The 26,817-nt window shown below is 64.5% G+C and carries 28 protein-coding genes; 15 read left to right on the top strand and 13 right to left on the bottom strand.

Annotated features, from left to right (window positions below):
• The first annotated feature begins 14 nt into the window (after positions 1 to 14).
• The gene (locus tag LH20_RS01185; protein WP_053552645.1) at positions 15 to 782 is read left to right on the top strand and encodes a sulfite exporter TauE/SafE family protein; all 768 of its coding nucleotides are present in this window, start codon (positions 15 to 17) and stop codon (positions 780 to 782) included.
• An 18-nt stretch (positions 783 to 800) separates the two neighbouring features.
• On the opposite strand, the gene LH20_RS01180 is transcribed toward LH20_RS01185, so the two are convergent.
• Positions 801 to 1,352, bottom strand: coding sequence for a hypothetical protein (locus tag LH20_RS01180; protein WP_053552644.1), 552 nt, complete (start codon positions 1,350 to 1,352; stop codon positions 801 to 803).
• Positions 1,353 to 1,536: 184 nt separating this feature from the next.
• On the opposite strand from LH20_RS01180, the gene LH20_RS01175 reads away from it, so the two are divergent.
• The gene (locus LH20_RS01175) at positions 1,537 to 2,673 is read left to right on the top strand and encodes a beta-ketoacyl-ACP synthase III (protein ID WP_053552643.1); all 1,137 of its coding nucleotides are present in this window, start codon (positions 1,537 to 1,539) and stop codon (positions 2,671 to 2,673) included.
• A gap of 3 nt (positions 2,674 to 2,676) precedes the next feature.
• Here LH20_RS01175 and LH20_RS01170 read toward each other — a convergent pair whose 3' ends face one another.
• From LH20_RS01170 to hisB, 5 genes are all read right to left on the bottom strand, one after another.
• Complete coding sequence (locus LH20_RS01170) at positions 2,677 to 3,765, bottom strand: calcium:proton antiporter (RefSeq protein WP_053552642.1); 1,089 nt, start codon at positions 3,763 to 3,765, stop codon at positions 2,677 to 2,679.
• Between the two features lie 48 nt (positions 3,766 to 3,813).
• Positions 3,814 to 4,578 carry an imidazole glycerol phosphate synthase subunit HisF gene (gene hisF / locus LH20_RS01165; RefSeq protein ID WP_053552641.1) on the bottom strand — a complete coding sequence of 255 codons (765 nt, stop codon included), beginning with the start codon at positions 4,576 to 4,578 and terminating at the stop codon, positions 3,814 to 3,816.
• Positions 4,579 to 4,648: 70 nt separating this feature from the next.
• Positions 4,649 to 5,404, bottom strand: a complete 756-nt coding sequence (gene hisA / locus LH20_RS01160) for a 1-(5-phosphoribosyl)-5-[(5-phosphoribosylamino)methylideneamino]imidazole-4-carboxamide isomerase (RefSeq protein ID WP_053552640.1) — start codon at positions 5,402 to 5,404, stop codon at positions 4,649 to 4,651.
• Entirely contained in the window at positions 5,392 to 6,000 is a 609-nt protein-coding gene (gene hisH, locus LH20_RS01155; RefSeq protein ID WP_053552639.1) for an imidazole glycerol phosphate synthase subunit HisH, read from the bottom strand. The genes hisA and hisH overlap by 13 nt, the downstream gene beginning before the upstream one ends.
• A gap of 9 nt (positions 6,001 to 6,009) precedes the next feature.
• Complete coding sequence (gene hisB / locus LH20_RS01150) at positions 6,010 to 6,597, bottom strand: imidazoleglycerol-phosphate dehydratase HisB (protein WP_053556001.1); 588 nt, start codon at positions 6,595 to 6,597, stop codon at positions 6,010 to 6,012.
• Between the two features lie 87 nt (positions 6,598 to 6,684).
• On the opposite strand from hisB, the gene LH20_RS01145 reads away from it, so the two are divergent.
• The 4 genes from LH20_RS01145 to LH20_RS01130 are packed head-to-tail and all read left to right on the top strand — an operon-like array spanning position 6,685 to position 9,275.
• Positions 6,685 to 7,164 (top strand): SspB family protein, encoded by a 480-nt coding sequence (locus LH20_RS01145; RefSeq protein ID WP_053552638.1) that lies wholly within the window; start codon positions 6,685 to 6,687, stop codon positions 7,162 to 7,164.
• A gap of 1 nt (position 7,165) precedes the next feature.
• The gene (locus tag LH20_RS01140; protein WP_053552637.1) at positions 7,166 to 7,477 is read left to right on the top strand and encodes a hypothetical protein; all 312 of its coding nucleotides are present in this window, start codon (positions 7,166 to 7,168) and stop codon (positions 7,475 to 7,477) included.
• Positions 7,474 to 8,892: a class II fumarate hydratase gene (gene fumC / locus LH20_RS01135; protein ID WP_053552636.1), complete on the top strand. Its 1,419-nt coding sequence runs from the start codon at positions 7,474 to 7,476 to the stop codon at positions 8,890 to 8,892. The genes LH20_RS01140 and fumC overlap by 4 nt, the downstream gene beginning before the upstream one ends.
• Positions 8,893 to 8,912: 20 nt before the next feature.
• Positions 8,913 to 9,275, top strand: coding sequence for a hypothetical protein (locus LH20_RS01130; RefSeq protein ID WP_235527072.1), 363 nt, complete (start codon positions 8,913 to 8,915; stop codon positions 9,273 to 9,275).
• Positions 9,276 to 9,299: 24 nt separating this feature from the next.
• Here LH20_RS01130 and LH20_RS01125 read toward each other — a convergent pair whose 3' ends face one another.
• A complete protein-coding gene (locus LH20_RS01125; RefSeq protein WP_053552634.1) occupies positions 9,300 to 10,739 on the bottom strand; it encodes a mannitol dehydrogenase family protein in 1,440 nt (479 codons plus the stop codon).
• Positions 10,736 to 12,217: a UxaA family hydrolase gene (locus LH20_RS01120; protein ID WP_053552633.1), complete on the bottom strand. Its 1,482-nt coding sequence runs from the start codon at positions 12,215 to 12,217 to the stop codon at positions 10,736 to 10,738. Before LH20_RS01120 ends, LH20_RS01125 begins: the two co-directional genes overlap by 4 nt.
• 185 nt (positions 12,218 to 12,402) lie before the next feature.
• Here LH20_RS01120 and uxaC point away from each other — a divergent pair, with 185 nt between their 5' ends.
• The gene (uxaC, locus tag LH20_RS01115) at positions 12,403 to 13,953 is read left to right on the top strand and encodes a glucuronate isomerase (protein WP_083455236.1); all 1,551 of its coding nucleotides are present in this window, start codon (positions 12,403 to 12,405) and stop codon (positions 13,951 to 13,953) included.
• Here the strand turns inward: uxaC and LH20_RS01110 are convergent.
• The gene (locus LH20_RS01110; protein ID WP_053556000.1) at positions 13,892 to 14,446 is read right to left on the bottom strand and encodes a DUF2585 domain-containing protein; all 555 of its coding nucleotides are present in this window, start codon (positions 14,444 to 14,446) and stop codon (positions 13,892 to 13,894) included. The genes uxaC and LH20_RS01110 overlap by 62 nt on opposite strands.
• 58 nt (positions 14,447 to 14,504) lie before the next feature.
• Between LH20_RS01110 and gmk the strand changes: the two genes are divergently transcribed.
• A complete protein-coding gene (gene gmk, locus LH20_RS01105; protein ID WP_053552632.1) occupies positions 14,505 to 15,167 on the top strand; it encodes a guanylate kinase in 663 nt (220 codons plus the stop codon).
• Positions 15,168 to 15,308: 141 nt separating this feature from the next.
• Here the strand turns inward: gmk and LH20_RS01100 are convergent, their stop codons facing one another.
• The 4 genes from LH20_RS01100 to LH20_RS01085 all read right to left on the bottom strand — a co-directional run bounded on the left by LH20_RS01100 (position 15,309) and on the right by LH20_RS01085 (position 19,041).
• Positions 15,309 to 15,746 carry an acyl-CoA thioesterase gene (locus tag LH20_RS01100; protein ID WP_053552631.1) on the bottom strand — a complete coding sequence of 146 codons (438 nt, stop codon included), beginning with the start codon at positions 15,744 to 15,746 and terminating at the stop codon, positions 15,309 to 15,311.
• Between the two features lies 1 nt (position 15,747).
• Positions 15,748 to 16,530 (bottom strand): SDR family NAD(P)-dependent oxidoreductase, encoded by a 783-nt coding sequence (locus tag LH20_RS01095; protein ID WP_053552630.1) that lies wholly within the window; start codon positions 16,528 to 16,530, stop codon positions 15,748 to 15,750.
• A gap of 92 nt (positions 16,531 to 16,622) precedes the next feature.
• Positions 16,623 to 17,792: an acetyl-CoA C-acetyltransferase gene (locus tag LH20_RS01090; protein WP_053552629.1), complete on the bottom strand. Its 1,170-nt coding sequence runs from the start codon at positions 17,790 to 17,792 to the stop codon at positions 16,623 to 16,625.
• Positions 17,793 to 17,886: 94 nt separating this feature from the next.
• Positions 17,887 to 19,041 (bottom strand): acyl-CoA dehydrogenase family protein, encoded by a 1,155-nt coding sequence (locus LH20_RS01085; protein WP_053552628.1) that lies wholly within the window; start codon positions 19,039 to 19,041, stop codon positions 17,887 to 17,889.
• A 208-nt stretch (positions 19,042 to 19,249) separates the two neighbouring features.
• On the opposite strand from LH20_RS01085, the gene LH20_RS01080 reads away from it, so the two are divergent.
• From LH20_RS01080 to LH20_RS01045, 7 genes are all read left to right on the top strand, one after another.
• On the top strand, positions 19,250 to 20,119 hold the full coding sequence (locus tag LH20_RS01080; RefSeq protein WP_053552627.1) for an SMP-30/gluconolactonase/LRE family protein: 870 nt from the start codon (positions 19,250 to 19,252) through the stop codon (positions 20,117 to 20,119).
• 225 nt (positions 20,120 to 20,344) lie between these two features.
• The gene (locus tag LH20_RS01075) at positions 20,345 to 22,543 is read left to right on the top strand and encodes a M3 family metallopeptidase (protein ID WP_053552626.1); all 2,199 of its coding nucleotides are present in this window, start codon (positions 20,345 to 20,347) and stop codon (positions 22,541 to 22,543) included.
• Between the two features lie 310 nt (positions 22,544 to 22,853).
• On the top strand, positions 22,854 to 23,759 hold the full coding sequence (locus LH20_RS01065; protein WP_053552624.1) for an SPFH domain-containing protein: 906 nt from the start codon (positions 22,854 to 22,856) through the stop codon (positions 23,757 to 23,759).
• A gap of 19 nt (positions 23,760 to 23,778) precedes the next feature.
• On the top strand, positions 23,779 to 23,979 hold the full coding sequence (locus LH20_RS01060) for a toxin-antitoxin system HicB family antitoxin (protein WP_235527071.1): 201 nt from the start codon (positions 23,779 to 23,781) through the stop codon (positions 23,977 to 23,979).
• Positions 23,979 to 24,269, top strand: a complete 291-nt coding sequence (locus LH20_RS01055) for a hypothetical protein (protein ID WP_053552622.1) — start codon at positions 23,979 to 23,981, stop codon at positions 24,267 to 24,269. The genes LH20_RS01060 and LH20_RS01055 overlap by 1 nt, the downstream gene beginning before the upstream one ends.
• 97 nt (positions 24,270 to 24,366) lie before the next feature.
• The gene (gene rpe / locus LH20_RS01050) at positions 24,367 to 25,041 is read left to right on the top strand and encodes a ribulose-phosphate 3-epimerase (RefSeq protein ID WP_053552621.1); all 675 of its coding nucleotides are present in this window, start codon (positions 24,367 to 24,369) and stop codon (positions 25,039 to 25,041) included.
• A 15-nt stretch (positions 25,042 to 25,056) separates the two neighbouring features.
• Positions 25,057 to 26,808 (top strand): heparinase II/III family protein, encoded by a 1,752-nt coding sequence (locus tag LH20_RS01045; protein WP_053552620.1) that lies wholly within the window; start codon positions 25,057 to 25,059, stop codon positions 26,806 to 26,808.
• The last annotated feature ends 9 nt before the right edge of the window (positions 26,809 to 26,817 follow it).

Genomic DNA, 26,817 nt, shown 5'->3' with positions numbered 1-26,817 from the left:
GTTGGAATGAACTTATGCTTGATCTGGCCGCCCTGGATCCCACGGCGCTCCTGCCCTTCATTCTCATCGGCTTTGCAGCGCAGCTGGTCGACGGGGCACTGGGGATGGCGTTCGGCGTCATCTGCAACACTCTGCTTGTGGCGGTGATGGGCGTGCCGCCCGCGGCGGCGTCGGCGCGCATTCATGTGGTTGAGGTTTTCACCACCGGCGTGTCGGGTATCAGCCACCTGATTCACCGCAACATCGAGTGGGGCCTCTTCTTGAAGCTGCTGATCCCCGGCCTGATCGGCGGCGTGTCGGGCGCCTACCTCTTGAGTTCGCTCCATGGCGATTTCGTCAAGCCTTTCGTCCTCACCTACCTGGTTGCGGTCGGCGTCTGGCTTCTTGTCCGCGGTCTTCTCTATCCGCCCAAATTTCGCAAGCCGAAGGTGATCGCACCACTCGGACTGATCGGAGGCTTCCTGGACGCCGCGGGCGGCGGCGGGTGGGGGCCCGTGGTGACCTCGAACCTGCTCGTCCAGGGCGCCGAACCGCGCAAGGTCGTGGGCACGGTGAACAGTGTCGAATTCTTCCTGACCCTCGCGGTCTCGGCGACCTTCATCTGGCACCTTGGTCTCGAAGACATAGCGGGGGCGACCCTCGGCCTGCTCATTGGCGGTGTCCTCGCCGCGCCCCTCGGCGCAGTGATGGCAAAGCGCTTCTCGCCAAAGCTCATGCTGATTCTCGTCGGCTTTGTGCTCACTGCGACGAGCGCCTTTGGTCTATACAAGGTGCTCGCCTAGCGTCCGGCCAGCGGCGGCTCAGTTCGCCGGTCGCGTTTCGTCGATCTTGTCGACCCATTCGGGGTAGAAACTGGGCTCGCGCGCCGACCAGCCCGGCGCGGTCGCCGCGGCCTCGCTGATCGACTGAAGCAGCGAGCGCCGCTTGTCAGGATGGAGGTGCGGAAGCGATGCTGCGGCGCAAAAAGCGCCGGGAAGCCACGGCCGCGCGTGCGCGCCAAGCAACCGCTCGTAGAGAAAGCGATAGGAGGCAAAGCCCGGGAGCCGGTCCTGACCCAGGTCGAAAGCCGACACGGCGACGAGCGGCGCCATGAAACCCTCGAGGGCATCGAGACCGCTGTCCTCGGGGATATGTTCGCGAATTTCGCCAAGCCGCTGATAGACCCGGGCCTGCACGCGGATCGCAGTCTCCTCGACCATGTCGCGCGACCAGCGCGCTATTGCATCCTCGCGCTCAAGCCCGATGTCCAGCGAACGGCGGATATAACGCTGCGTCGCGGCGGGAAATCCCGCAAATTCCTTGATTTCCGAAATAGAAAGGTCGCCCGCGGCCGGTCCTGAACGCGTCGCCATCGTCATGCTCCCCGCATCGCACCCCGGGAGCCGTCCCCCGGGAGGCTTGCACTTGTGCAATGTGCCACATCAAAGGTTAGTGGCAAGTTAACCATGATGGCGGGCGTTGTTCAGCCATCGTGGGACATTGCGCGGGCTTGCGACCGGTCCTAATCAGCATCAACCACGACACGCAGGGGCTTTCATGTCGAACACACCGCAGCCGGTCCTGTCCTCCACCGGACTCTTCACCCCTCAAGATTCCATTTCGAACGAAGAACTCGTCGCCAGCTTCAACGCTTATGTCGCGCTCTATAACAGCAGGAATGCGGCAGCGATCGCCGCCGGCGAGACCGCTGCTCTCGCTGAATCGAGCGTCGAATTCATCGAGAAGGCGAGCGGCATCGGCTCGCGCCACGTCGTCGACAAGGCGGGCATCCTCGATCCGGACCATATGGCCCCGCGGCTGCCCGAGCGCAGCAACGAGGAACTGTCGATCCTCGCCGAGATCGGCGTGGCCGCGGCGAAGGATGCGCTTGCCCGGGCGGGCCGCGATGCCAGCGATGTGGACGCGGTGCTGTGCGCAGCGTCGAACATGCAGCGCCCCTATCCCGCCATGGCGGTCGAGATACAGGACGCGCTCGGCATCGAAGGCTTCGCCTTCGATATGAACGTCGCCTGCTCCTCGGCGACCTTCGGCATCCAGACCGCCGCAGATTACATCCGCGCGGGCCATGCGAAAAGCGTGCTCGTCGTAAACCCCGAAATCTGTTCGGGTCACCTGAACTGGCGCGACCGTGACAGTCATTTCATCTTCGGCGATGTCGCGACTGCGATCCTGATCGAGGACAAGAGCATGGCTCCAGACGGACATTGGGATATCCTCGGCACGCGGCTCAAGACCGTTTTTTCGAACAATATCCGCAATAACTTCGGTTTTCTGAACCGCACCCATGGCGGCATCGACCAGTCGGGTCCCAAGACAGACAAGCTCTTTGTCCAGGAAGGCCGCAAGGTGTTCAAGGAAGTCGTGCCGATGGTTGCGGCAATGATCGTTGAGGAAATGGATAAACTAGGGCTCGAGGGTGCCGACATGCGCCGCTTGTGGCTGCATCAGGCGAACACCAACATGAACCGTCTCATCGCGCAGCGTGTGCTCGGGCACGAGGCCAGTTCCGACGAAAGCCCCACGGTGCTCGATACCTATGGCAATACGTCGAGCGCGGGGTCGATCATCGCCTTCCATCTCCATCACGCGGATATGACCGCAGGTGATACCGGGCTGATCTGCTCGTTCGGTGCCGGCTATTCCGCCGGGACGGTATTCGTGCGCAAGACCTGAGCATCAAGGCACGAAGGTCGTGAACAGATAGACCGCGAACAGCATGAGGTGAATCGTGCCCTGGAGCACGGTGGTGCGGCCATTCGCGAGCGTCTGCGACGCGACGATCAGCGACAGGAACAGCAGCACAGTCGACTTGGCGTCGAGGCCGAGGCTGATCGGCAGCTCAATGGCGATCGACAGAATCGCGACCGCCGGGATAGTGAGCCCGATCGTCGCGAGCGCTGACCCGAGCGCCAGGTTGAGACTGGTCTGCAAGCGATCAGCCTTGGCCGCGCGTACCGCGGCGAGCCCTTCGGGGGCCAGGATCAGCGCCGCGATGAGCACACCGAGGACTGCAGGCGGCGCGCCCCAGTCAGCAAGCAGCGCACCGATGACCGGGGAGAGGCTCTTCGCGAGAAGTACGACCGCAAACAAACTCGCAAGCAGCAGCACGCCCGAAACGGCCGTTCGCTGGACACTCGGCGGTGCGGCGTGGGCGTCGGGCTCGCCGTCGCCGTCGGCATCACCGTCGGGCAGGAAATAGTCGCGGTGGCGCACCGTCTGCACGAGCGCGAAGGTGGCATAGAGGATCAACGATACCGCAGCGACAAAGCCGAGCTGCTTCGCCGAATAGAAGGGCCCCGGCACGCTCGACGTGAAATTGGGGAGCACCAACGTCACCACGGTGAGGACAGTGAGCGTCGCGAGCGCAGCCCCGATGCCGGTGCGCTGGAAACGCTGTTCATGATGTCGGATCGCACCGCTGAGCAGGCAAAGCCCCATCAGAAGGTTGAGGATCACCATCACCGCCGCAAACACCGTGTCGCGCGCGAGCGTCTGCGCCTTTTCCGGCTCGGCCTGCATCAGCGTCAGGATCAGCCCGACCTCGATCACAGTGACGGCAAGCGCGAGGATCAACGTCCCGAACGGCTCGCCGACCCGGTGCGCGATCACCTCTGCATGGTGAACCGCTGCGACGACCGAGCCTGCCAGAATGATCGCAACCAGCCAGGGGTTGAGCGGCGTGGCAAAGCCAGCCATTGCGGCCATAAATCCCAGAACCGGAAAAATATCGTTGGTCCGGTCGGCGAGGCGAAGTTTCGTCGTCATGGGCTTCTCTTACAGCCGCCTTCCTCGCTGCCTACCCCGAAGCCGACATTAATGCGCACGGACCGGCAATCCGGCCGCCGCAAGCCGCGCATGCGCCTCGGCGACCGTCGCCTCGCCGAAATGGAAAATGCTGGCCGCAAGCACTGCGCTCGCGCCGCCTTCGATCACCCCTGCGACGAGATGATCGAGATTGCCGACGCCGCCCGATGCGATGACCGGGACGCTCACCGCATCGGCGACGGTGCGCGTGAGCGCAAGGTCATACCCATCCTTCGTGCCGTCGCGGTCCATGCTCGTCACGAGCAGTTCGCCTGCGCCCAGCGCGGCCAGTCGCACGGCATGATCAAGCGCATCGATCCCCGTTGGCTTGCGGCCGCCGTGGGTGAAGATTTCCCAGCGGCCCTTCCCCACGCGCCGCGCGTCAATGCTTCCGACCGCGCACTGGCTGCCGAAGCGATCGGCAATTTCCGCGACCAGTTCCGGCCGCGCGACCGCGGCGCTGTTCACCGCGACCTTGTCGGCACCCGCGAGCAAGAGCGCACGCGCATCGTCGGCGCTGCGCACGCCGCCCCCCACGGTCAGCGGCATGAAGCAGACTTCAGCGGTCCGTGCGACCATCTCGAGCAAGGTCCCGCGCCCCTCATGGCTGGCCGAAATATCAAGGAAGCAGAGCTCGTCGGCACCGGCGGCATCATAGGCGCGCGCCGCCTCGACCGGGTCGCCGGCATCACGCAGATCGACAAAATTGACGCCCTTGACGACGCGTCCGTCCGCCACGTCGAGGCAGGGAATGACGCGAACGCGGACAGTCATCGGCGATTCCGCCTGCGGGAATAGGCCGCGTAACGGCTGTTGGGGGAGCCCCTCATCGTCTCATGCTCTCCTAACCCGTCTCACCAGCGGACGGGGAGCCGGCGATTGCAATCGCTTCGGCCAGATCAAGCCTGCCATCATAAAGTGCCCGCCCGGTGATGACGCCCTCGATACCGTCGGCCACATGGCCGCGCAGTGCGTGGACATCGGCAATCCCCGCAACCCCGCCGCTCGCGATCACCGGAATATCGACCGCCCGCGCCAGAGCCACCGTCGCCTCGACATTGCAGCCCTTGAGCAGCCCGTCGCGCCCGACATCGGTGAAGAGCAACGCCGCGACTCCCGCATCCTCGAAGCGCCGCGCGAGGTCCTCGACGCGAACGTCGGAAACCTCCGCCCATCCCTCGGTGGCGACCATTCCGTCTCTTGCGTCGACCCCCACGATGATCCGGCCGGGCAGGTCGCGGGCTGCCGATCGGACGAACTCGGGGTTCTTCAATGCCGCCGTGCCGATGACGACCCGCTCCACCCCCAGCGCGAGCCAGCGGTCGACCCCGGCGCGGTCGCGGATGCCGCCGCCGACCTGCACCTTGCCGGGGAAGGCGGCAAGGATGCTTTCGACCGCGCCGCCGTTCACGCTTGTCCCTGCAAAGGCACCGTCGAGATCGACGACGTGGAGGTGCGATGCGCCCGCTTTGGCGAAAAGGCGTGCCTGGGCGGCAGGATCGTCGCCATAAACGGTCGCGCGCGCCATATCGCCCTCGGCGAGTCGCACCACCTGCCCGCCCTTGAGGTCGATCGCCGGGAAGATGGTCAGGGTCGCCACTTCAGGAACCTTTCGAGCGTCGCAAGGCCATAGGCCTGGCTTTTTTCAGGGTGGAACTGAACCCCAACGATATTGTCGCGAGCGACTGCCGCCGTGAAGGGCCCGCCATGCTCGCTCGTCGCCGCGACATGCGCGGCGTCGTCAAAATGATAACCGTGGAGATAATAGGCCTCGCCGCGTGCGATCACCGGATGCGCGAATGTCGGAAGGACGTCGTTCCAGCCCATGTGCGGGATACGAAGGCCGGGGGCGGGCGCAAAGGGGCGCACGGTACCGCCGATCCAGCCGAGGCCCGCGTGCCGCCCATGCTCCTCGCCCGCATCGGCAAGCAATTGCATGCCGACGCAGATGCCGAGGAAAGGAGCGCCTTCCCCGCGCACCCGTCGCTCGATCGCCTCGACAAGGCCTGGAATGGCTGAAAGACCGGTCATGCACGCCGCAAAGGCACCGACGCCGGGCAGCACGATCCGCTCCGCCTTCGCCACGACATCGGGGTCGGCGGTGACGGCCACGGCCTCCGCGCCCGCCGCGATGAGCGCATTGTGCACCGAGCGTAGATTGCCCGCGCCATAGTCGATCAGGGCGATGGCGCTCATCGAAAAGTCCTAGAGGACCCCCTTGGTCGAGGGAATCGTGTCGCCCTTGCGCGGGTCGATCTCGACCGCCTGGCGCAAGGCGCGCGCGAGCGCCTTGTACATGCTCTCGGCGATATGATGATTGTTCTCGCCATAGAGGGTTTCGATGTGCAGCGTGATCCCGGCTGTCTGGGCAAAGCTTGCAAACCAGTGGGGGAAGAGCTCGGTGTCCATTTCGCCGAGGCGGGGCTGCGAAAATCCCGACTTCCAGACACAGTGCGGGCGCCCCGAGATGTCGAGGACGCACCGGGTCAGTGTTTCGTCCATCGGCGAATGCGCCTCGCCATAGCGCGCGATCCCGCGCTTGTCGCCGAGCGCTTTTGCCACCGCCTCGCCGAGCGCGAGCGCCGAATCCTCGACCGTGTGGTGCTGGTCGATGCGGAGGTCGCCCTTCACTGTCATCGCAATGTCGATCAGGGAGTGGCGCGAAAGCTGCTCGACCATGTGATCGAGAAAGCCGATGCCTGTGGAGACCGAATAATCGCCGCAGCCGTCGAGATTGACGGTGATCGCGATATCCGTTTCCTTGGTCGTGCGCTGGACGGTTGCGGTTCGCATGAGACGCCCCATAGCAGCGACTTTTCGCGTTGCAAGGCGACTCTCCCCACTTGACCGCCGCGCGCGCCGCGTTCATCCCCCACGGCCATGAGTGATGAAGTCCGCGACAGCCTGATTCCCTATGACGAAATCGTGCAGGACGCGCTGCGCGCCGTGGTCGGCCGCGTGCTGCGGCAGATCGAGGGGACCGACAGCCTGCCCGGCGAGCACCATTTCTACATCACCTTCAAAACCCAGGCACCCGGCGTCGCGATTCCCGGGCATCTGATCGCCAAATTCCCCGACGAGATGACGATCGTCCTTCAGAATCGCTTCTGGGACCTGACGGTCGAGGACGATCATTTCAGCGTCGGCCTGTCGTTCAACCAGACGCCCTCGATGCTCACGATCCCTTATGCGGCAATCACCGCTTTCGTGGATCCCTCGGTGGATTTCGGGCTGCAGTTCCAGGTCAGCGACGACAGCGAGGACCCCGAACCGCACGACGAGGCTGACAACGACCGACCCGAAGTTTCGACCGAGGACGGCTCCAACGTCGTGACGGTGGATTTCGGCAAGCGGAAATAGCGTGGCGGGCCCCGACTGGCCCCCCAGCCGCTTCTGGCAATATTGGGCGCTCGCCGGGATGGTTGTGCTGACGGCCGCCTTCTGGTGGGGGGTCGAGGGCTATGCGATCTTTGAAGCTCGCCGGCATGGCCAAATCGCCGAAGGACTGATGGGTTTCACATTGCTTGTCCTGACCCCGACGCTCGTGCTCGTCTGGCTCGTCGCGGGCTGGCTACGGCGGCGGGTGGGCGACGGCGGCTATTGGCAATTGCTCGGCCTGGTCGCGATGATCTGGGCGGGCGCGGTTCTGGTGACGAGGATGCTGGCCGGATGAGCGAGACACGGATCGAAAGCGACAGCCTCGGAGAAATCGCAGTCCCGGGCGGCGCCTATTGGGGCGCGCAGACGCAGCGGTCGATCGAGAACTTCCCCTTCAGCACGCGCGAGCGCATGCCAATCGAGATCATCCACGCGCTCGCGCTCGTCAAGCAGGCTGCGGCGCGGATCAACCGGCGCCACGGGCTTCCTGCCGAAAAGGCCGATGCGATCGAAGCGGCAGTGAAAGACATCGTCGCTGGCAAACTCGACGATCAATTCCCGCTCGTCATCTGGCAGACAGGGAGCGGCACCCAGAGCAATATGAACGTCAATGAGGTGATCGCAGGCCGCGCAAACGAGATATTGACCGGCAGGCGCGGCGGAAAGACGCCGATCCATCCCAATGACGATGTCAACCGCGGCCAGTCATCGAACGACAGCTTCCCGACCGCCCTGCACATCGCGGCATCGCTTGCAGCAACGCAGCGCCTGTTGCCTGCCCTCGCCCGCCTGCGAGGGGCGCTCGAAGCCAAGGCATCGCAATGGGCCGGCATCGTCAAGATCGGCCGCACCCATTTGCAGGACGCCACGCCCTTGACGCTGGGGCAGGAATTTTCGGCTTATGCAAACCAGCTCTACCGCGCCGGACGGCGCATCGAGCCCGCGATCACGCACGGCACCAACCGGCTCGCTCAGGGCGGGACCGCGGTCGGCACCGGGCTCAATTCCCCGGCAGGCTTCGCCGGTGAGTTCTGCGCGGCCTTGAGTGAAATCACCGGCCATCGCTTCCTGCCCGCCGAGAATATGTTCGAAGCGCTCGCATCCAATGATCCGCTCGTTCACCTGTCGGGAACGTTGAATACGCTCGCAGCCGCGCTTACCAAGATCGCGAACGACATCCGCCTGCTCGGATCGGGACCCCGAGCGGGGCTCGGTGAGCTCGACCTGCCCGCCAACGAGCCGGGCAGCTCGATCATGCCGGGCAAGGTGAACCCGACCCAGTGCGAGATGCTCACGATGGTCGCGGCGCAGGTCATCGGCAATCATCAGGCAGTAACCGTCGGCGGGATGCAGGGCCACCTCGAGCTCAACGTGTTCAAGCCGTTGATCGGCGCCAACGTGCTCCGCTCGATCGATCTGCTCGCGACCGCCATGGAGGGTTTTGCGGAGCGCTGCGTCGAGGGCATCGAACCCAATCGCGCGCGCATTGCCGAACTCGTCGACCGCTCGCTGATGCTGGTGACGGCGCTCGCCCCCGAAATCGGCTATGACAAGGCGGCAAAAATCGCGAAGCAGGCGCACGAGCGCGGGACGACGCTGCGCGAGGCCGCGCTCGACCTCGGCTATGTCGACGCCGCGACCTTCGACCGGATTGTTGACCCGCGAGCAATGCTGGGGCCGGAACCCGAAGGCTCTGCCGGGAATATATAGGGGGAAGGAGAATGAGGATGATGGCACGGATCATCGGCGGTGTGCTTGGCAGTGCGATCGGACGGACAAGGAATAATCACCCGGTTGCCGGGGCAGTGATTGGCGCAGGCACGCTGTTCGCGGCGCGGCGCCTTTTCCCGCAGCGCTACGCCGTGCTCGCGGCGACGGCGGCGGCTGCCTATCTCACCAAGAAATGGGCCGAACGCGCCGAAGCGCGCAAGAATGCAGAAACAGCGCATGCTGCCGACGCGGCACTCGCCCGCGAAGGCGTGGTCGACAGCTATGCCGGGACCGACGCGCCGACCGATGGAGAAAGCATGGGGGAGGCCCTGCCGCCTGCGATTCCGGTTCAGGCGGACGGCAAACGCCCTTCGGTGCACTAATCGAAAGCGGGCGCCGCTCGCGAATCATGCAAGTGCGCTATATGGGTCTGCTCCCTCGATCCTCTCAAGGGCAGCCCGCACGGCACCCCGCCAAGTCTCATCGGCGACAAGCAAGGGCGGAAACAGGTCGAGCGTGAGCAGCGTGTCGGCTAGCGAGGCCGCATCCCCCGCCGCTCGCCCTATATCGGTCAGACGCGGCGCAAGGGGATCGACGATCGGCTCGCCGCTTCGAGCCATCCGGCGAATGAAGGCCATCCACGCCGCCACCGGAACCGCGAGCCGCGTCACGGGTCTTCCGGATGCCTTGGCGTCCAACGTCGTGCCCAGCAGCCGGTAGCGCAGCTTCTGACTGCCATCCCATGCGATTTGACCAAGCAAATGGCGGAGCGCCGGGTTGCGGAAGCGGTCGAGGACGGTATCCGCGTAGAAGGACAGGTCCAAGCCGGCCGCCGGAGCGAGCGAAGGAATGATATCGCCGTGCACCAGCCGCTCGATAAAAGCGGCGAAGCGCTGATCGCCCATCGCATCGGCGACGCTCGCATGCCCCAGCGCAAGGCCGATATAGGCGATGCTGCTGTGCGCGCCGTTGAGGATGCGAAGCTTTGCCTTTTCATAAGCCGCCACGTCCCCGGTCATCTGCACGCCGACGCTGGCGAGATCGGGACCGTCGGCAAGGTTGAAATGCTCGACAACCCATTGAGTGAAACCTTCGCGCTGGACCGCCGCCGCATCCTCGAGACCGAGCAGGCCGCGCACGCGCGCAAGATGTGCCGGGTCCGTCGCGGGGGTGATCGAATCCACCATCGTATTGGGAAAGGCGACCTCGCCCGTGATCCAGTCGGCGAGCCCTTGATCGAACTGGCGCGCGAAACGCGCGGCGGCGGCGGCGAGCGTATCGCCGTTGGAATTCATATTGTCGCAGCACAGCACCGCGAAAGGAGACGTCCCCGCCGCGCGCCGCGCGGCAAGCCCCGCCACGATCCAACCGACGAGGCTGACCGGCGCGGCGGGATCTTCAAGATCGTGGACAATATCGGGATGCGACAAGTCGAGCGTGCCATCAGGGGCAAGACAATAGCCCTTTTCGGTCACCGTGCTCGTCAGCAGTCTGACCTTTGGATCGAAGAGCAGGCGGCGGACCTGCGCATCCTCGCCAGGCCGCACGAAAGCGCTGTGTGCGGCGATCACGCGGATGCGCGTTGCGCGATCGAGCGTTGTCAGGCTGTAGAGCCCGTCCTGCGCCGCCAATGTATCGGCGATTCCCGCCGACCGCAGCGACACCGCGGCAATCCCCCAGCGCGGATCGCTGTCCAGCAGCGAATCGACATAACTCGCTTGATGCGCACGGTGGAAGGCGCCTGGACCGAAATGGATGATTCCCGTGCGAATCGTGGCCGGGTCGTGTCCCGGCCGCACGACTCCCTCGGGAAGCGCAGCGAGCGCCGCACGCGTCAGGCGGGTCACAGCGTCACCCCCCGCTTCCAGATTGCGATCTCGCGTTCGCCGTTGCGCTCGGCAGCGGTTTCGCGTCCCGACGCGACCTCGACGAGAAGGCCGAGCAGCGCCTCCGCGCTCGCATCCATTCCCTCGCTGAGTACCTGCTCGCCGTCGAAGTCGATCCAGCCGGGCTTGCGCAGGGCAAGCTCGTGATTTGAGGCGAGTTTGATCGTCGGCACTGGAAAGCCAAGCGGCGTGCCGCGTCCTGTCGTAAACAGGATCACCGTTGCTCCCGCCGCCGCGAGCGCCGTCGAAGAAACCGCGTCATTCCCCGGGGCCTCCAGGAGCGCAAGCCCCGACCTGGAAGCGCGCGCGCCATAGCCGAGAACGTCCGTGACGACCGCCCGACCCGCCTTCTGCACGGCACCTAGCGATTTTTCCTCAAGCGTCGTCAGGCCGCCAGCGATGTTACCCGGTGACGGATTTTCGGACACCGGCTCGCCATGGGCGGTGAAATAGCCCTTGAAGCCCTCAACCAGACGGCCAATCGCATCGCCGACGTCAGCGTCCGCGGCGCGGGCCATCAGAAGAGACTCGGCGCCGAAAACTTCCGGGATTTCGGTCAGAATTGCCTGGCCCCCCGCTCCGGTTACCGCGTCGCTCATCCGCCCGACGAGCGGGTTGGCGGTGAGCCCGCTGAGACCGTCGGACCCGCCGCACTTGACCCCGATCACCAACTTTCCGAGCGGAAGGGGGCTGCGCCTCGCGGACGTCGCGATCTCGACCAGTTCATCGACCAGCATCAGGCCTTCTTCGATCTCGTCACCCGCGCTCTGCGCGCGCAGGCTGCGGACGCGCCCCCGCACCTCGCGCGGGATCGCCTCGATCAGCTGGCCGATCTGGTTCGATTCGCAGCCGAGGCCGACGAGCAGCACGCCGCCCGCGTTGGGGTGCGCGGCAAGCGCCGCGAGAATCGCACGCGTACCATCAAGATCATCGCCAAGCTGCGAGCAACCAAAGGGGTGGGTGAAGGCGTGCACGCCATCGACCCGTCCGCGATGGCGCCGATTGCCGGCCTCGGCGATCTTTGACGCGGTGCGGGCGACACAGCCGACGGTTGGAAGCACCCAGATTTCGTTACGCGTCGCCGCTCGTCCATCAGGGCGCAAATAGCCGAGAAAGGTCGGCGGGTCCGGAAGCGGGGCGGCTGGGTCGGCGGCGAGGCGGCGTGCATGGCCGACCGCAGCGGTCAGCGCCGTCGCCATATTATGACTGTGGACATGCGCACCGCGCGCGATCGCCTGGGTTGCGGTGCCGATGGGAAAGCCGAATTTGATCACCGGCGCCCCGGCGCCGATATCGGCAACCGCAACCTTGTGCCCGCGCGCAACCGGCTCGCGCAGCGTCACGCCTCCCGCGACATCGAGCCGGTCGCCTTCATCGAGGTCGCGCAGCGCGGTCGCGACCGAATCGCGGGGGTCGACGAGAATGGCATTCGAAGTCATTGGCCCTGACCATCCTTGCATCTTTCACTGATTTGTCATCGATGGAAAGCGGTGTCATATAAGCAAAAGCTTCGACTTGTTATCACTAATCGCCACCACCTCCGGCCCGCGACCAGATCAAGTCACGGCGCAGGTGCTCCTTCGAAACACTTCTCGCAAACGCTTTTCCTGGGAAAAGAACAACGATGGCAAAGACGCTGAGCATCCATCCCGACCGCCTGTTTCCGGCCGAGAGCAAGACGCGTGACATCGCACGCGCGCTCTACGCCGAGGTGAAGGGACTGCCAATCGTTAGCCCGCATGGTCATACAGACCCGGCATGGTTCGCAACTAACGCCAATTGGTCGAACGCGACCGATTTGCTGCTCGCGCCCGATCATTATCTCTATCGCATGCTCTATAGCCAAGGGATCGCGCTCGGCGCCCTTGGCGTACCTGACCGGAGCGGAGCGCCTGCCTCCGACCCACGCGCGGCGTGGCGCCTCTTCGCCGCCAATTACCATTTGTTTCGCGGTACCCCCTCCCGGATATGGCTCGACCATGTCTTCGCGGACGTTTTCGCTTTGGACATCGCGCTCGATGCCTCAACCGCCGACCGTTATTACGACCGCATCAATGAAAGCCTCGCGAGCCCCGCCTTCCGCCCGCGCGCGCTGTTCGATCGCTTCAACATCGAGTTGCTGGCAACGACCGAAGGCGCGCATGAGGACCTCGACCATCATCGAGCGATCCGCGCCTCGGGCTGGCCCGGCCGCGTGATCACCACCTATCGACCCGACGCAGTCGTCGACCCCGAGCATCAGGACTTTGCCGCGGCGATGCAGCGCCTTGGCGAACTGACCGGCGAGGATGTCGAAAGCTGGCCCGGCTATCTGGCCGCGCACCGCAAGCGCCGCGCCGATTTTCGCGCCGCGGGGGCAACCGCCACAGACCACGGCCATCCGAGCGCCGCGACGGCAAACCTCGCCGCTGCCGACGCCGCAGCGCTGTTCGCGAAGATCATTGGCGGCCACTGGGCCCCTGAAGATGCCGAGCTGTTCCGTGCCCAGATGCTGACCGAATTCGCCGCGATGAGCGTCGAGGACGGCATGGTAATGCAGGTCCACCCGGGCGCGCGCCGCAATCACAATCAGCGATTGTTCGAAACCCACGGACGCGACAAGGGGTGCGACATTCCAACGCGCACCGATTATGTCGATGCGCTGAAGCCCCTGCTCGATCGCTTCGGCACCGAGAGGCAGCTGTCGATCATCCTCTTCACGCTCGACGAATCGACCTATGCGCGCGAGCTCGCGCCGCTTGCCGGCCATTATCCCTGCCTGAAGCTCGGCCCTGCCTGGTGGTTCCACGACAGTCCTGAAGGGATGCGGCGCTTCCGCGAGATGACGACCGAAACCGCCGGCTTCTATAATACGGTCGGCTTCAACGACGACACGCGCGCTTTCCTCTCGATCCCCGCCCGCCACGATGTCGCCCGCCGAATCGATTGCGCCTTCCTCGCACGCCTCGTCGCCGAGCACCGGCTCAGTGACTGGGAGGCCGGCGAACTTGCACAGGAACTCGCCTATGGGCTCGTCCGCAAAGCCTATAAACTGGATCAGCCGGCTGTCGCCGCGGCCGCCCCACAGCCCCTGGTCGATGCAGTCGCCGAAAGCCGCGACGCGGCGGGACGGATCAACCCGCGGCCTGCCACTCCTTTACCGCCTCGATCGGCGACACCAGCATCAGCACGTTGAGCGTCAGATTGTCGCGAATCGCGAAGAGCGTGAACAGCTCGAAGGCAATGGCGATCCCCGCGGTTGCCCACCAGCGCATCCGGCTGGCGGCGAGGAAGCCGAACACCATGAAGGCGGCGTCGGTCACCGAGTTGAGAACCGAATCGCCCGAATAGCCGTAGGCCATCGTCACCTCGCGATAGCGTTCGATGATGACGGGGGAGTTTTCGAGGATTTCCCATGCGCCCTCGATGCCGATCGCAATCGCGAGCGCGGCCCACAGCGGCGCGCGCGGCAACAGCCATCGCGAGAGTCCAAAGAAGATGAAACCGTGGATGATGTGGCTGAAGCTGTACCAGTCAGAAATCTGCTGGCTGTTCTGATTCGACTGCACGACGCCATGCCAAAGGCTGACGGTTCCGCAGGGACAGATCAAGGGTCGCCCCATCAGCATCAGGATCGCACCGAGCAGGGCGAGAAGGCTCGCCGCTATCAGCCATCCTCTCTGGGTCATGTCTGGCATCGCGCCCCTTCCCGCTTGACCGCCGCCCTCGCTCGCGCAATTAGCCCGCATGGCTGATAGCGTCCACCTCAACCGCCGAGGCGTGTTGTTCGTCCTTTCCTCGCCCTCGGGCGCGGGCAAGACCACCATCTCGAAGATGATGCTTCAACAGGACCCTGACATCGCCCTGTCGATCTCGGCCACGACGCGGCCGCCGCGGCCTGGAGAAAAGGATGGGGTCGACTATCATTTCGTCGATGTCGACACCTTCAAGCAGATGGCAGCCGACGGCGAATTCCTCGAATGGGCACATGTCTTCGGCCACCGCTATGGCACGCCGCGCGCGCGGGTGGAGGAATTGCTCGACGCCGGCAAGGACGTGTTGTTCGACATCGACTGGCAGGGAGCGCAACAACTCTACCAGGAGGCGGGGCCAGACGTCGTGCGCGTCTTCGTGCTGCCCCCCACGATGGACGAACTTGAGCGCCGGCTGCGGGCGCGCAATACCGACAGCGACGAGGTGATCGCGTCGCGCATGGCGCGCGCTGCAAACGAGATCAGCCACTGGGACGGCTATGACTATGTGCTGATCAACGACAATGTCGACGACTGCTATGGCGAAGTGAAGGCGATTTTGCGCGCCGAACGGCTGAAACGTCGGCGCCAGATCGGGCTGATCGGCTTCGCGCGGGACCTTATCCGCTCGGTGCCCGAGGCGGACACGACGATCTAGACGATCGCTTTGCCCTTCCGAGCGGATGAACAATTAACCGATCTCTCACCACGGACCTCAACCTGCCGGCACGCGATACCCAAATCGGATCTAGCTCCATAACGCCGTAATTTCCGGGTAGGCCGGAACGTCGAGGATCCGTCAGGCTGGCTGCGCCAGATTGGCCTCCAGCTCCGACACCACTTCGGCGCGCAGCGGTTTGGCCTGCCCATCCGTGCGGCAGACAACGACCGTGTCGCAGGTCGCGATTGCGCGGCCGTTCTGGAACATCGCCTGGACGATCGTCCAACTTGAAGTGCCAATCCGCCCAATTCCCGTGGAAATCTCGACAGGGTCGGGGAAATTGCCTTCGGCGAGATAATTGATCTCGACCGCTGCCACCATCGTCCGCTCGTTTGTCGCCCGCTCGGCAATCGGGCGGACTTGCCGGTTCATCATGACGCGGCCGCTTTCGAACAGCGCTGCAAAGGCCACATTGTTGAGGTGACCATTGACGTCCATATCCTGAAAGCGGGTCTGCAGTTCGAGGTGGACGGGATAGCTGGCGGCGTCGAGCCGCCAGCGTTCCGGTTTGGCCATATCAGCGCGGACCCATGCGGATGCCGCCGTCGAGGCGGACGTCCTCGCCGTTGAAATAGCCGTTCTCAATCATGCAGAGCGCAAGATTGGCATATTCGGTCGGATTGCCGAGGCGCTTCGGGTTGAGAACCGATGCGCCGAGCGCGTCGCGAACATTCTGCGGCGCGCCCGCGAGCAGCGGCGTGTCGAAGATGCCCGGCAGGATCGTGTTGACGCGAATATTCTCCGAGGCAAGGTCGCGCGCGATCGGCAGCGTCATGCCCACGACGCCGCCCTTCGATGCCGAATAGGCAGCCTGCCCGATCTGTCCATCCTCAGCCGCGACGCTCGCAGTGTTGACGATCGCGCCACGCTCGCCATCTTCCATCGGGTCGAGCGTCAGCATCCCGGCCGCCGACTTCGCGATGCAGCGGAAAGTTCCCACGAGGTTGATCTGGATGATCCAGTTGAAGGCATCGAGCGGGAAATGCTTGATGCTTCCATCTTCCTTGCTGCGACTCGCGGTCTTGATCGCATTGCCGGTACCCGCACAGTTGACGAGGATGCGCTCCTGCCCGATCGCGGCGCGCGCCTTTTCAAAGGCGGCGTCCACCGAGGCATCGTCGGTGACGTTGCATTCGCAGAACACGCCGCCGAGCTCCTCGGCGATCGCCTTGCCCTTTTCTTCCTGCAGGTCGAAGATCGCGACCTTCACGCCCTTCGCCGCGAGCGCGCGGGCGGTGGCAGCGCCCAGCCCCGAGGCGCCTCCAGTTACGACGGCCGATACGGTGGAGTCGAGTTTCATCTGTTCAGTCCTTTCCTCAGTCCGATCGCCCGGGGCCTGTCGAAGGCCCTTGTGGACTTCGACAGGCCCCGGTGAACGAAAAAATTGCTCTTTTACAGCCGCTCGATGATCGTGACGTTGGCCTGGCCGCCGCCTTCGCACATCGTCTGCAGCCCATATTTGCCGCCGCGCGCTTCGAGCACGTTGAGCAGCGTTGCCATCAGCTTTGCACCCGAGGCGCCGAGCGGGTGGCCGAGCGCGATCGCGCCGCCGTGGACATTGAGGCGCGCCGGGTCGGCGCCCAGATATTTGAGCCAGGCGAGCGGCACCGGAGCGAAGGCTTCGTTGACCTCATAGGCATCGATATCTTCGATCTTGAGCCCGGCCTTCTTCAGCGCCCGCTCGGTCGCGAACAGCGGCTCCTCGAGCATGATCACGGGGTCGCCAGCGGTGACCGAGACGTGGTGGATGCGTGCCCGCGGGGTCAATCCGTGATCCTTCAATGCCTGTTCGGAGCAGACGAGTACCGCTGAGGCCCCATCGCAGATCTGACTCGACGTCGCGGCGGTGATCGTGCCGCCTTCCTGGAGCAGCTTTACGCCCGCGATGCTTTCCAGCGTCGCGTCAAAGCGGATGCCCTCATCCACCTTGTGCCATTCCTTGCCGTCGGCCGTTTCGATCTCGACCGGCACGATCTCGCGTTCGAACAGGCCTGCCTCGGTCGCCGCTTTCGCGCGGCGATGGCTTTCGAGCGCGAAGGCGTCGAGGTCATCCTTGGAGAAGCCATGTTTCTTGACGATCATCTCGGCGCCCATGAACTGGCTGAACATGATGCCGGGATATTTCTCTTCGAGCCGCGGCGACTTATAATTTCCGAGACCTTCCTTCATGAACAGCGTCGCGACGCTGCCCATCGGGACCCGCGTCATGCTCTCGATACCGCTCGCAAGGACGATGTCCTGCGTACCCGACATCACGCCCTGCGCGGCGAACTGAACCGCCTGCTGCGAAGAGCCGCACTGGCGGTCGATGGTGACCGCGGGAATCGAGTCGGGCAGCTTCGAGGCGAGCACGGCGTTGCGGCCAAGGTCCATCGTCTGCTGGCCGCCCTGACTGACGCAGCCGGTGATGACGTCGTCGATCTTGGATGTATCGAAATCATTGCGCTCGGCGATTGCATCGAAGACCGCAGCGCCGAGATCGACGGGGTGGACGCCGGCAAGCCGGCCGCCGCGGCGGCCGCCGGCGGTGCGGACGGCATCGACGATATAGGCTGTAGCCATTGGGAATTCCTTTCGCTTTCTGTTCATGATCCCGGCGAAAGCCGGGATCGCTTGATGGGTTCGAAGGTGGCCCCGCTTTCGCTGGGACGAGGCTTCAGAGCTTGCGCCCGATCAGTTCCTTCATGATCTCGTTGGTGCCGCCAAAGATGCGCGTCACGCGCGCCGCGCGCCAGGCCCGGGCGATCGGATATTCATTCATGTATCCCGACCCGCCGAAGAGCTGGAGACACTTGTCCATCACTTCCCACTGAAGGTCGGTGTGCCACAGCTTCGCCGCGGCGCCCTCTTCGGGGGTAAGTTCCTTCTTCATGTGGCGCGCGAGCGCCCAGTCGAGATGCGCCCAGCCGACCTGCAGCTTTGCCTTGAGATCCGCGAGGACGAAGCGGCTGTTCTGGAAATCGAGGATCGGCTTGCCGAACGCCTTGCGCTCGCGCGTATACTCGACCGTGTCGTCGAATGCGCGCTGGGCCGAGGCCTGGGCCGAAACCGCGATCGACAGACGTTCCTGCGGCAGCTCGCTCATCAGATAGATGAAGCCCTGGCCCTCTTCACCAAGGCAGTTGGTGATCGGCACGCGAACGTCATTGAAAAACAGCTCCGACGTATCCGCCTCGTCCTGCCCGATCTTGTCGAGGTTGCGGCCGCGCTGGAAACCCTCGCGGTCGGCTTCAACCAGCACGATGGACACACCCTTCCACGCCGGCTGAATTTCGGTGTCGGTCTTCACGCAGACGAGGATCAGATCCGCATTCTGGCCATTGGTGATGAAGGTCTTCGACCCGTTGATCACATAATGATTGCCGTCCTTCTTCGCGGTCGTGCGCATCCCCTGAAGGTCGCTGCCGGTGCCAGGCTCGGTCATCGCAATCGCGGTGATCACCTCGCCCGACACCATCTTGGGCAGCCAGTGCTTCTTCTGTTCCTCGCTGCCATATTTGACGATGTAGCTGGTGACGATATCCGACTGGAGCGAAAAGCCCGTTGTCGCGCGGCCATAATAGGCGCTCTCTTCGTCGACGATCGCATTATAGCCAAAGTCGAGGCCCAGCCCGCCATATTCCTCCGGAACCGTGGGACAGAGCATTCCGATCTCGCCAGCCTTCGGCCAGAGGGACTTGGGAACGATGCCGTCCTCGGCCCATTGTGCGGCGTTCGGCGCGACTTCCTTTTCGAGGAACTGGCGGACCGTCGCGCGGAACGCCTCATGATCCTCATTATAGGCGGTGCGCGAGAGCTTATCGAGCGACATTGTCTTCCTTTCCTTGAGGCGACCGCACGCACGCGGGGGAGTCGGCCGCTATTATCTCGTCGGCCAAGAGACCTTACGTTTACGTGCACGTCAAGTAGAAATGACGTTACGGCAGGAAACTCGCCGGGACCTGCCCGGCTCACCGAATAGGATTGCAGCCACTGCAGCGCGCTGGGCAGCAGCGACCACGCACGCTACAGTCCTCCCCATGGTCGACCTTCTTCTCGACGCCGGAGCCCTGCTCGGCGAATCGCCGCGTTGGAGCGCACAGGAGCAGCGCCTCTATTGGGTCGATATCGAAGGTCGGAAAATCCATCGCACTGACCCGGCAACGGGCGCTGACGAGGTTATGGAGCTGGCCGAACAGGTCGGCTGCATCGCGCTGCGCGTCGGCGGAGGCCTTGTCGCCGCGCTTGAAGATGGCTGCGCCCTTCTTGACAGCTGGGGCGCCGCGCCGCGCCCCTTCGGACCCGCCGCGCTCGCTGCCATGCCCGAGCAGCGTTTCAACGACGGCTGCGTCGACGCTATGGGACGGCTCTGGGTTGGCAGCCTGACGCGGGACAAGGCAAACCCGCAGGCCGCGCTCTATCGCCTCGACCCCGCGGGATCGCTTACCGAAGTCTTCGGCGGCCTGACGACGAGCAACGGTGCGGCGTTCAGCCCCGACGGGCGCATCTTCTATCACGCCGACACACCGACGCACGCGGTGCGCGCCTATGACGTCGACTTGGCCACCGGCACGCTCGGCAATGGCCGCATCTTCCATCAGTTCGAAATGGGGCATGGCCGGCCCGACGGCGCCGCCGTGGACGCCGAGGGCTGCTATTGGTCAGCGCTGTGGGAGGGCTGGCGCATTGTGCGCCTGTCGCCAGCGGGCGAACTGCTGCAGACGGTCGATCTCCCCGTAGAGCGCCCGACGATGATTGCTTTCGGCGGCGAAGACCTCCAGACCGCCTTTGTCACCACCGCGGGCAAGAATTTGACCGACGTGGAGCGCGCAGCCCAGCCGCACGCCGGCGGTCTCTTCACCTTCCGCGTCGAGGTACCCGGTCTCGCGCAATGCGCCTTTGGCGGCTGACCTCCCTCGCGCAGCGTTGGGAAGATAGCTGCCTGCGGGGCTGACAATAGGGCCAAGCAACTCGTGCGGGCTTGCGCTCGCAGCACGTCGGCATCTTGGGATATCCCCCTCTCCACCGCTACGCGGCAGGGAGGATTTTCGTCCGCTTGCGCGCCGCCGTCTTATCCGGCTAGGACAGGCGAATCCGGTTTCGGCCGCAACCTGTTTCCCTGGGGAGAGTCCTTCATGCCGCGCACCGCGCCTTTTCGCCGCAAGCTGTCGATGCTGCTTGCATCCACCGCCCTTTTTGCGGGTTACAACGCCATGGATATCCAGACCGCCTCCGCCAACGAGCCTGCCGCCGCGGCGGCCGCCACCAAGCCCGCGGGTGAAAATCCGCTGCTCGCCAAATGGACCGGCCCGTTCGAGGGCGTGCCCCCATGGGACAAGATGGACCCCGAGCTGTTCCCCGACGCCTTCGAAAAGGCGATGGCCGAAATCAAGGCCGAAGTGCAGTCGGTCATCGACAATCCCGAAGAGGCGACCTTCGACAATACGTTCGTCCCGATGATGCTCGCGGGCGACACGATCGATCGGCTCTACGCACTTTGGGGAGTGCAGACCTCGAACGTCTCGACGCCGCGAGTCGAGGAACTCGACGCCGAATGGAGCCCCAGGCTGTCGAGCTTCTTCACCGAGCTCTTCCTCGATCCGGGGCTCTTTGCCCGCTACAAGGCGGTCTACGACAAACGCCACGACAGCGGCCTCAACGCGCAGCAGATCCGCATCGTTGAGCGCAGCTATGACGAGTTGGTGCGCGACGGCGCCAACCTCTCGGCCGCCGACAAGGCGAAGCTGGTTGCGATGAATTCAAAGCTCGAAGGGCTGTTCTCGGCCTTTTCGTCGAAACTCCTCGCCGATGAAAAACTCTACACCTTCGTCACCGACGAGGCCGAACTTGCCGGGCTCGAGCCCGCTTTCGTCGCCTCGCTCGCCGATGCCGCCGCGGCGCAGGGCAAGCCCGGTCAGTGGGCGATCAAGAATACGCGCTCGTCGGCGCAGCCGGTGCTTCAGAATGCCACCAACCGCGCGCTTCGCGAAAAGGTCTGGCGCGCGTTTGTGAACCGCGGCGACAATGGCGACGCGAATGACACGAATGCGACGATCGCCGAGATCCTGAAGCTCCGTCAGGAACGCGCCGAATTGCTCGGTTTCAAGTCTCACGCCGACTATCGCATGGCCGACACGATGGCAAAGACGCCGGCAAACGCGATGGACCTCATGATGAAGGTCTGGCCAGCGGCGGTCGCGCGCGTGCACGAGGAGGTCGCCGACATGCAGGCTATCGCCGATGCCGAGGCGAAGGCGGGCAAGGGACCTCAGATCACCATCGAACCGTGGGATTATCGCTTTTATGCCGAAAAGGTCCGCAAGGCAAAATACGACCTCGATGAAAGCGAAGTGAAGCCCTACCTCCAGCTCGACAAGCTCGTCGACGCCATGTTTTGGTCGGCGGGCCAGCTCTACGACCTCGGCTTCAAGGAAAATACCGGCACTGTTCCCGTCTTCGACCCCAAGGTGCGGACGTTCGAGGTTCTCAACCTCAAGACGGGCGAGAATGTGGGCCTTCTCTATCTCGACAATTTCGCGCGCGATGGAAAACGCTCGGGCGCGTGGATGACCACCTATCGCAGCCAGCAGACGCTCGGCGGCGAACGCAATGTTCTTGCCTCGAACAACAATAATTTCACCGAGGGCGCAAAGGGCGTGCCGACACTTGTCAGCCTCGACGATGCCGCAACCCTGTTTCACGAGTTCGGCCACGGCATTCATTATCTGCTCCAGCAGGTGACCTATCCGTGGCTCGCCGGTGTACCGCGCGATTTTGTCGAATATCCAAGCCAGGTTAACGAAAACTGGCTGCTGACACCCGAAGTACTGTCGAAATTCGCGACCCACTATCAGACTGGCGAACCGATGCCGCAGGCGCTGGTCGACAAGATCCTCGCGAGCGAGAAATTCAATCAGGGATTCGACACCGTCGAATATCTCGCAAGCGCGATCGTCGACATGAAGCTGCACGACCGCACGACGCCGGTTACCGACATCGATGCCTTCGAACGCGATACACTCGCCGAAATCGGCATGCCGAAAGAAATCGTCATGCGGCACCGCTTGCCGCAGTTCGGCCATCTCTTTTCGAGCGACGCCTATTCGGCGGGCTATTACAGCTACCTCTGGTCGGAAACGATGGACGCCGACACCTGGGCCGCGTTCACCGAAGCGGGCGGGCCCTGGGACCGCAAGGTCGCAGACCGCTTCCGTACCATCCTCTTGATGACAGGCAATGAAACCGACCGCGCCGAAGCTTATCGCGCCTTCCGTGGCCGCGACCCTGACGTAAAGGCACTCCTGATCCGCCGCGGCTTTCCCACCGGGGACTGAAGAACGTGCCGGGCCCATCATCCTGATCCTCGCGCCGCGACCACGGCGGCTGCGACGCGGCGCCGGCGGCTATGGCCTCGGCAAAGGCGGCGCGCACGAGAAACATCCGCTTTTCCCTCGCGACCGGGCGCGATGGACCGATCTCGTCCGGCACCGCGGCTCGCCGCCGCGAATTTCAGCCGATCGAGGGAGAATGGTCCCCGCTGATCGATCGCGTTGGGACTGAGCTTCGCAATTTCCCCGCGCAATTCCGCTTGACCGCCGGCAATTTCGATATAAAGATGATATCATATTTATATCGGAGGGCGTCATGAATGATTCGATTGCAACAGCCGCGCTGAACCCGACGCGCGAAGTGCGCGCGGCAACCGCGAGCGGCTATCTCATGCTCTTCATCTGGCTCCTGCTGCTGGCGCTCGCGCTGTGGGCCGGGATCAGCAACGGGACGGCCGAAGTTCAGGTCGGGTGGAAATGGGCGGTTGTCGTTCTCTCCGCCGTCATTGGCTCGCTCATCCTTTGCGGCTTCTACCTTATCAACCCGAATGAGGCAGCAGCGATCCAGCTTTTCGGGAGCTACAAGGGTACCGACCGGGAAACCGGGCTGCGCTGGGTGCTGCCTTGGCTCAGCCGCAAGAAGATCGCCGTGCGCGCGAACAACATCATCTCGGACAAGATCAAGGTCAATGATCTGCGCGGCAACCCCATCGAGATGGCTGCACAGGTCGTGTGGCGCGTCACCGACACTGCCCAGGCGCTGTTCGACGTCGACGATTACAAGGAGTTCGTGCTCGCGCAGATCGAGGCGGCGGTGCGGTCGATCGGCTCACGCTATCCCTATGACGATATCGAGCATCAGGAAATCACGCTGCGCGGCAACCATGACGAGGTCGGCGAGGAACTGCGCAAGGCGCTGATCGAGCGGCTCGCGGTCGCAGGGATTACGGTCGACGAATGCGGCCTCACCCACCTCGCCTACGCCCAGGAGATTGCCGGCGCGATGCTCCGCCGCCAGCAGGCCGAAGCCGTGATCGCGGCGCGCAAGAAGCTTGTCGAGGGCGCGGTGACGATGGTCGAAATGGCCCTTCAGCACCTCTCCGAAAAGGATGTCGTGCATCTCGACGACGAGCGCAAGGCGGCGATGGTGTCGAACCTGATGGTCGTGCTGTGCGGCGAGCGCGACACCCAGCCGGTGGTCAACACAGGCTCGCTCTATTGAGCGCCCGCAAGGCTGAATCATGCCCGCGTCCAAGAAAGCTTTTGCCCTCCGCCTCGATCCCGCGCTCTACGCGGCGATCGAGCGCACGGCGGCCGCCGATCTGCGCAGCGCCAACGCCGAGATCGAAGTGCTGCTGCGCGAGGCACTGGCACGGCGCGGTGTCACGGTGAAGCCACCCCAGCCACCCAGACGCGGACGCCCACCCAAGGAGATTGACTGATGCTCCACCTCTTCCTCGACGATCGCCCCTGGTTCCGCCCCAAGACCCACGGCTATGGCGCCGGCCTGCCGATCGCGTGGCAGGGCTGGGTGATGCTTGCCATGCATGTCGCGCTGATCGCATGCCTTGCGATGCTGCTCAAGAAGGAAACCGTCATAATGACGATCCTTCTCTTCATCGCGGCGTTCGCGCCGTTGCCGCTCTACCATGCCCGGACCAAGGGCGGTTGGCGGTGGCGCTGGGGCGATCGTGCGGCGGACAAGCGGCCGCGAAAGGGTCGCGGCAAATAGCCGCGCGCCGTCAGCCGACCGAATATTCGGGATAGCCGGCGCACCCTCGCGGACGACACCTTGCCCACCCTTCGCTTGATGGTTAAGGCCGGTCTCCATGACCGCCCCCGATCCCGCCCCCATCCGCATCGCCCCCTCGATCCTCAGCGCTGATTTTGCGCGGCTTGGCGATGAGGTACGCGCGATCGAGGAAGCCGGCGCCGACTGGGTCCATATCGACGTCATGGACGGCCATTACGTCCCCAATCTGACGATCGGCCCGATGGTCGTAAAGGCACTGCGCCCCCACTCTGCCTTGCCATTCGACGTCCATCTGATGATCTCGCCGGTCGATCATTTCCTCGACGCCTTTGCCGCCGCGGGTGCCGATATCATCACCGTCCACCCCGAAGCCGGGCCGCATATCCATCGCACTGTCCAGCACATCAAGTCGCTCGGCAAGCAGGCTGGCGTGTCGCTCAACCCCGGGACGCCCGCGAAGATGCTCGATTATCTGATCGACGATATCGACCTCGTCCTGGTGATGAGCGTCAACCCCGGCTTCGGAGGCCAGAGCTTCATCGCAAGCCAGCTGCGCAAGATCGAGGCCGTTCGCAAGATGATCGACAAGTCCGGGCGCGACATAAGGCTCGAAGTCGACGGCGGCATTGACGCCGCCACCGCGCCGCAGGCCATCGCGGCCGGCGCTGACGTCCTCGTCGCGGGCACGGCGACCTTCAAGGGCGGTCCCGCTGTCTATGCCGACAATATCCGGCGGCTGCGTGGTGCCTGACGGGAGAGGACAGCGGTGAACGGCGCGACCGACGCACCCGACGACAGCCCCGAGACGCTCGACGACACGATCGAGCCGGGCAAGCGCCTCATCCGCCTGCCGGCGGATAAGGGTCTGTCCTTGGGGGACCGGATCGCCAACCACATCACCCGGCTGACCTGGCGCACGCCGCTCCACGCCCTCCGCCTCAAGGGCCGCTTTCCGCTGAAGCTGCTCGGCGTGCCTGAGGACCCCGTTCCAGGCGACGCACGCGCCGGGACCGCGATCCGTGCCGGCCATTTCCTTCACCGCGGCCTCAAGCAGCCGATCGGAGAACTCGACTTCACAGCACTCACGGTCGCGCCGGCCTTTGCCGATTATCTGCACAGCTTTGCGTGGCTGCGCGACCTCGCTGCCGCGGGCACCCGCGCCGAAACCGCGCCGATCGCCGAGCAGCTCGTTCGTCAGTGGCTCGCAGCGCACGGCGAGACGGTCAGCGAGCCCGCGTGGAGCGCTGAGAACAGCGGCTGGCGCATCCTCTTCTGGGCGAGCCACGCGCCGCTGATCCTCTCCTCGAGCGACCTCATCTACCGTTCCGCCGTGCTCAACCATCTCGCACGCTCCGCGCGTCACCTCGACCGGATCGCAGACAAGACGCGCCCCGGGGTTGGCCAGCTCGTAGCCTGGGTCGGCATCGTCGCCGCCTCGCTTCTCATGCCTGGCGGCGAGCCGCGGCAGGTGTTCGGCGAGGCAGGTCTGCGCAAGGTGCTTGAAACCAGCTTCTACGCCGATGGAGGCACCATCTCGCGTTCGCCGCAGGCGCAGCAGGACGCGATCATGGTGCTGTCGATGCTCGCGCGAACCTACGAGATGCGCCGGATGGAGGTACCACCCTTTGTGCAGGAGGTCCTCGCGCGCGCGGTTCCGGCGCTGCTCGGCCTCACCCACAGCGATGGCAGCATGGGAAGCTGGCAGGGCAGCGGCGCGACGCCGCCCGAGCGTATCCAGGCGATCGTCGCCGCAAGCGGGGTACGCACACGCCCCCTCAAACAGGCGCGCGACTGGGGCTATCAGCGACTCGTCGGAAACAAGGTCGTTGTCCTCGCCGACGCCGCCCCACCGCCCATCGCCCGCGTGACCGAAGCAGGCTGCGCCTCCACCCTCGCCTTCGAGATGTCCGACGGCGATGAACGCATCGTCGTCAATTGCGGCGGCGCCGCGCTGACCGGCGCGACGATCCCCGCCGACCTCGCGCGCGGACTGCGCACCACCGCTGCGCATTCGACACTGGTCGTCGCCGACAGCAATTCGACTGCAATCCTCGCCAACGGGTCGCTCGGCAAGGGCGTGACCGAGGTCGAGCTCGACCGGCGCGAGACCACGCAGGGGAGCCGGCTCGAGATGAGCCACGACGGCTATGCGCGCCGCCACGGGCTGATCCACCGGCGCCTCCTCATCCTTTCGCCGAACGGCCGCGAACTGCGAGGCGAGGACATGCTGCTTCCCGCCCCGCGCACGCGGCGCAAGGGCGAGAAGAGTTTTGCGCTGCGCTTCCACCTCGGCCCCAATATCTCCGCAAGCCTGACGGCCGACGGCTTGGGGGCGCTGCTGCGCATTGCCGCGGGACCGCTGTGGCAGTTTCGCACCTCTGAGGGCAGCCTCGCAGTCGAAGAGAGTCTGTGGGTGGACGGCGAAGGCCGCCCACACCCGACCGAGCAGCTTGTCGTCACCAGTATTGCCCCGGCGGGCGGCGCGAGCATCGGCTGGATCTTCAAGCATATTGGCTGACGGTTCCGC

The sequence above is a fragment of the Sphingopyxis sp. 113P3 genome, assembly GCF_001278035.1.
Taxonomy (GTDB): domain Bacteria; phylum Pseudomonadota; class Alphaproteobacteria; order Sphingomonadales; family Sphingomonadaceae; genus Sphingopyxis.
The sequence above is the reverse complement of the archived record's forward strand: the minus strand, read 5'-3'. Positions and strand labels throughout refer to the sequence as shown.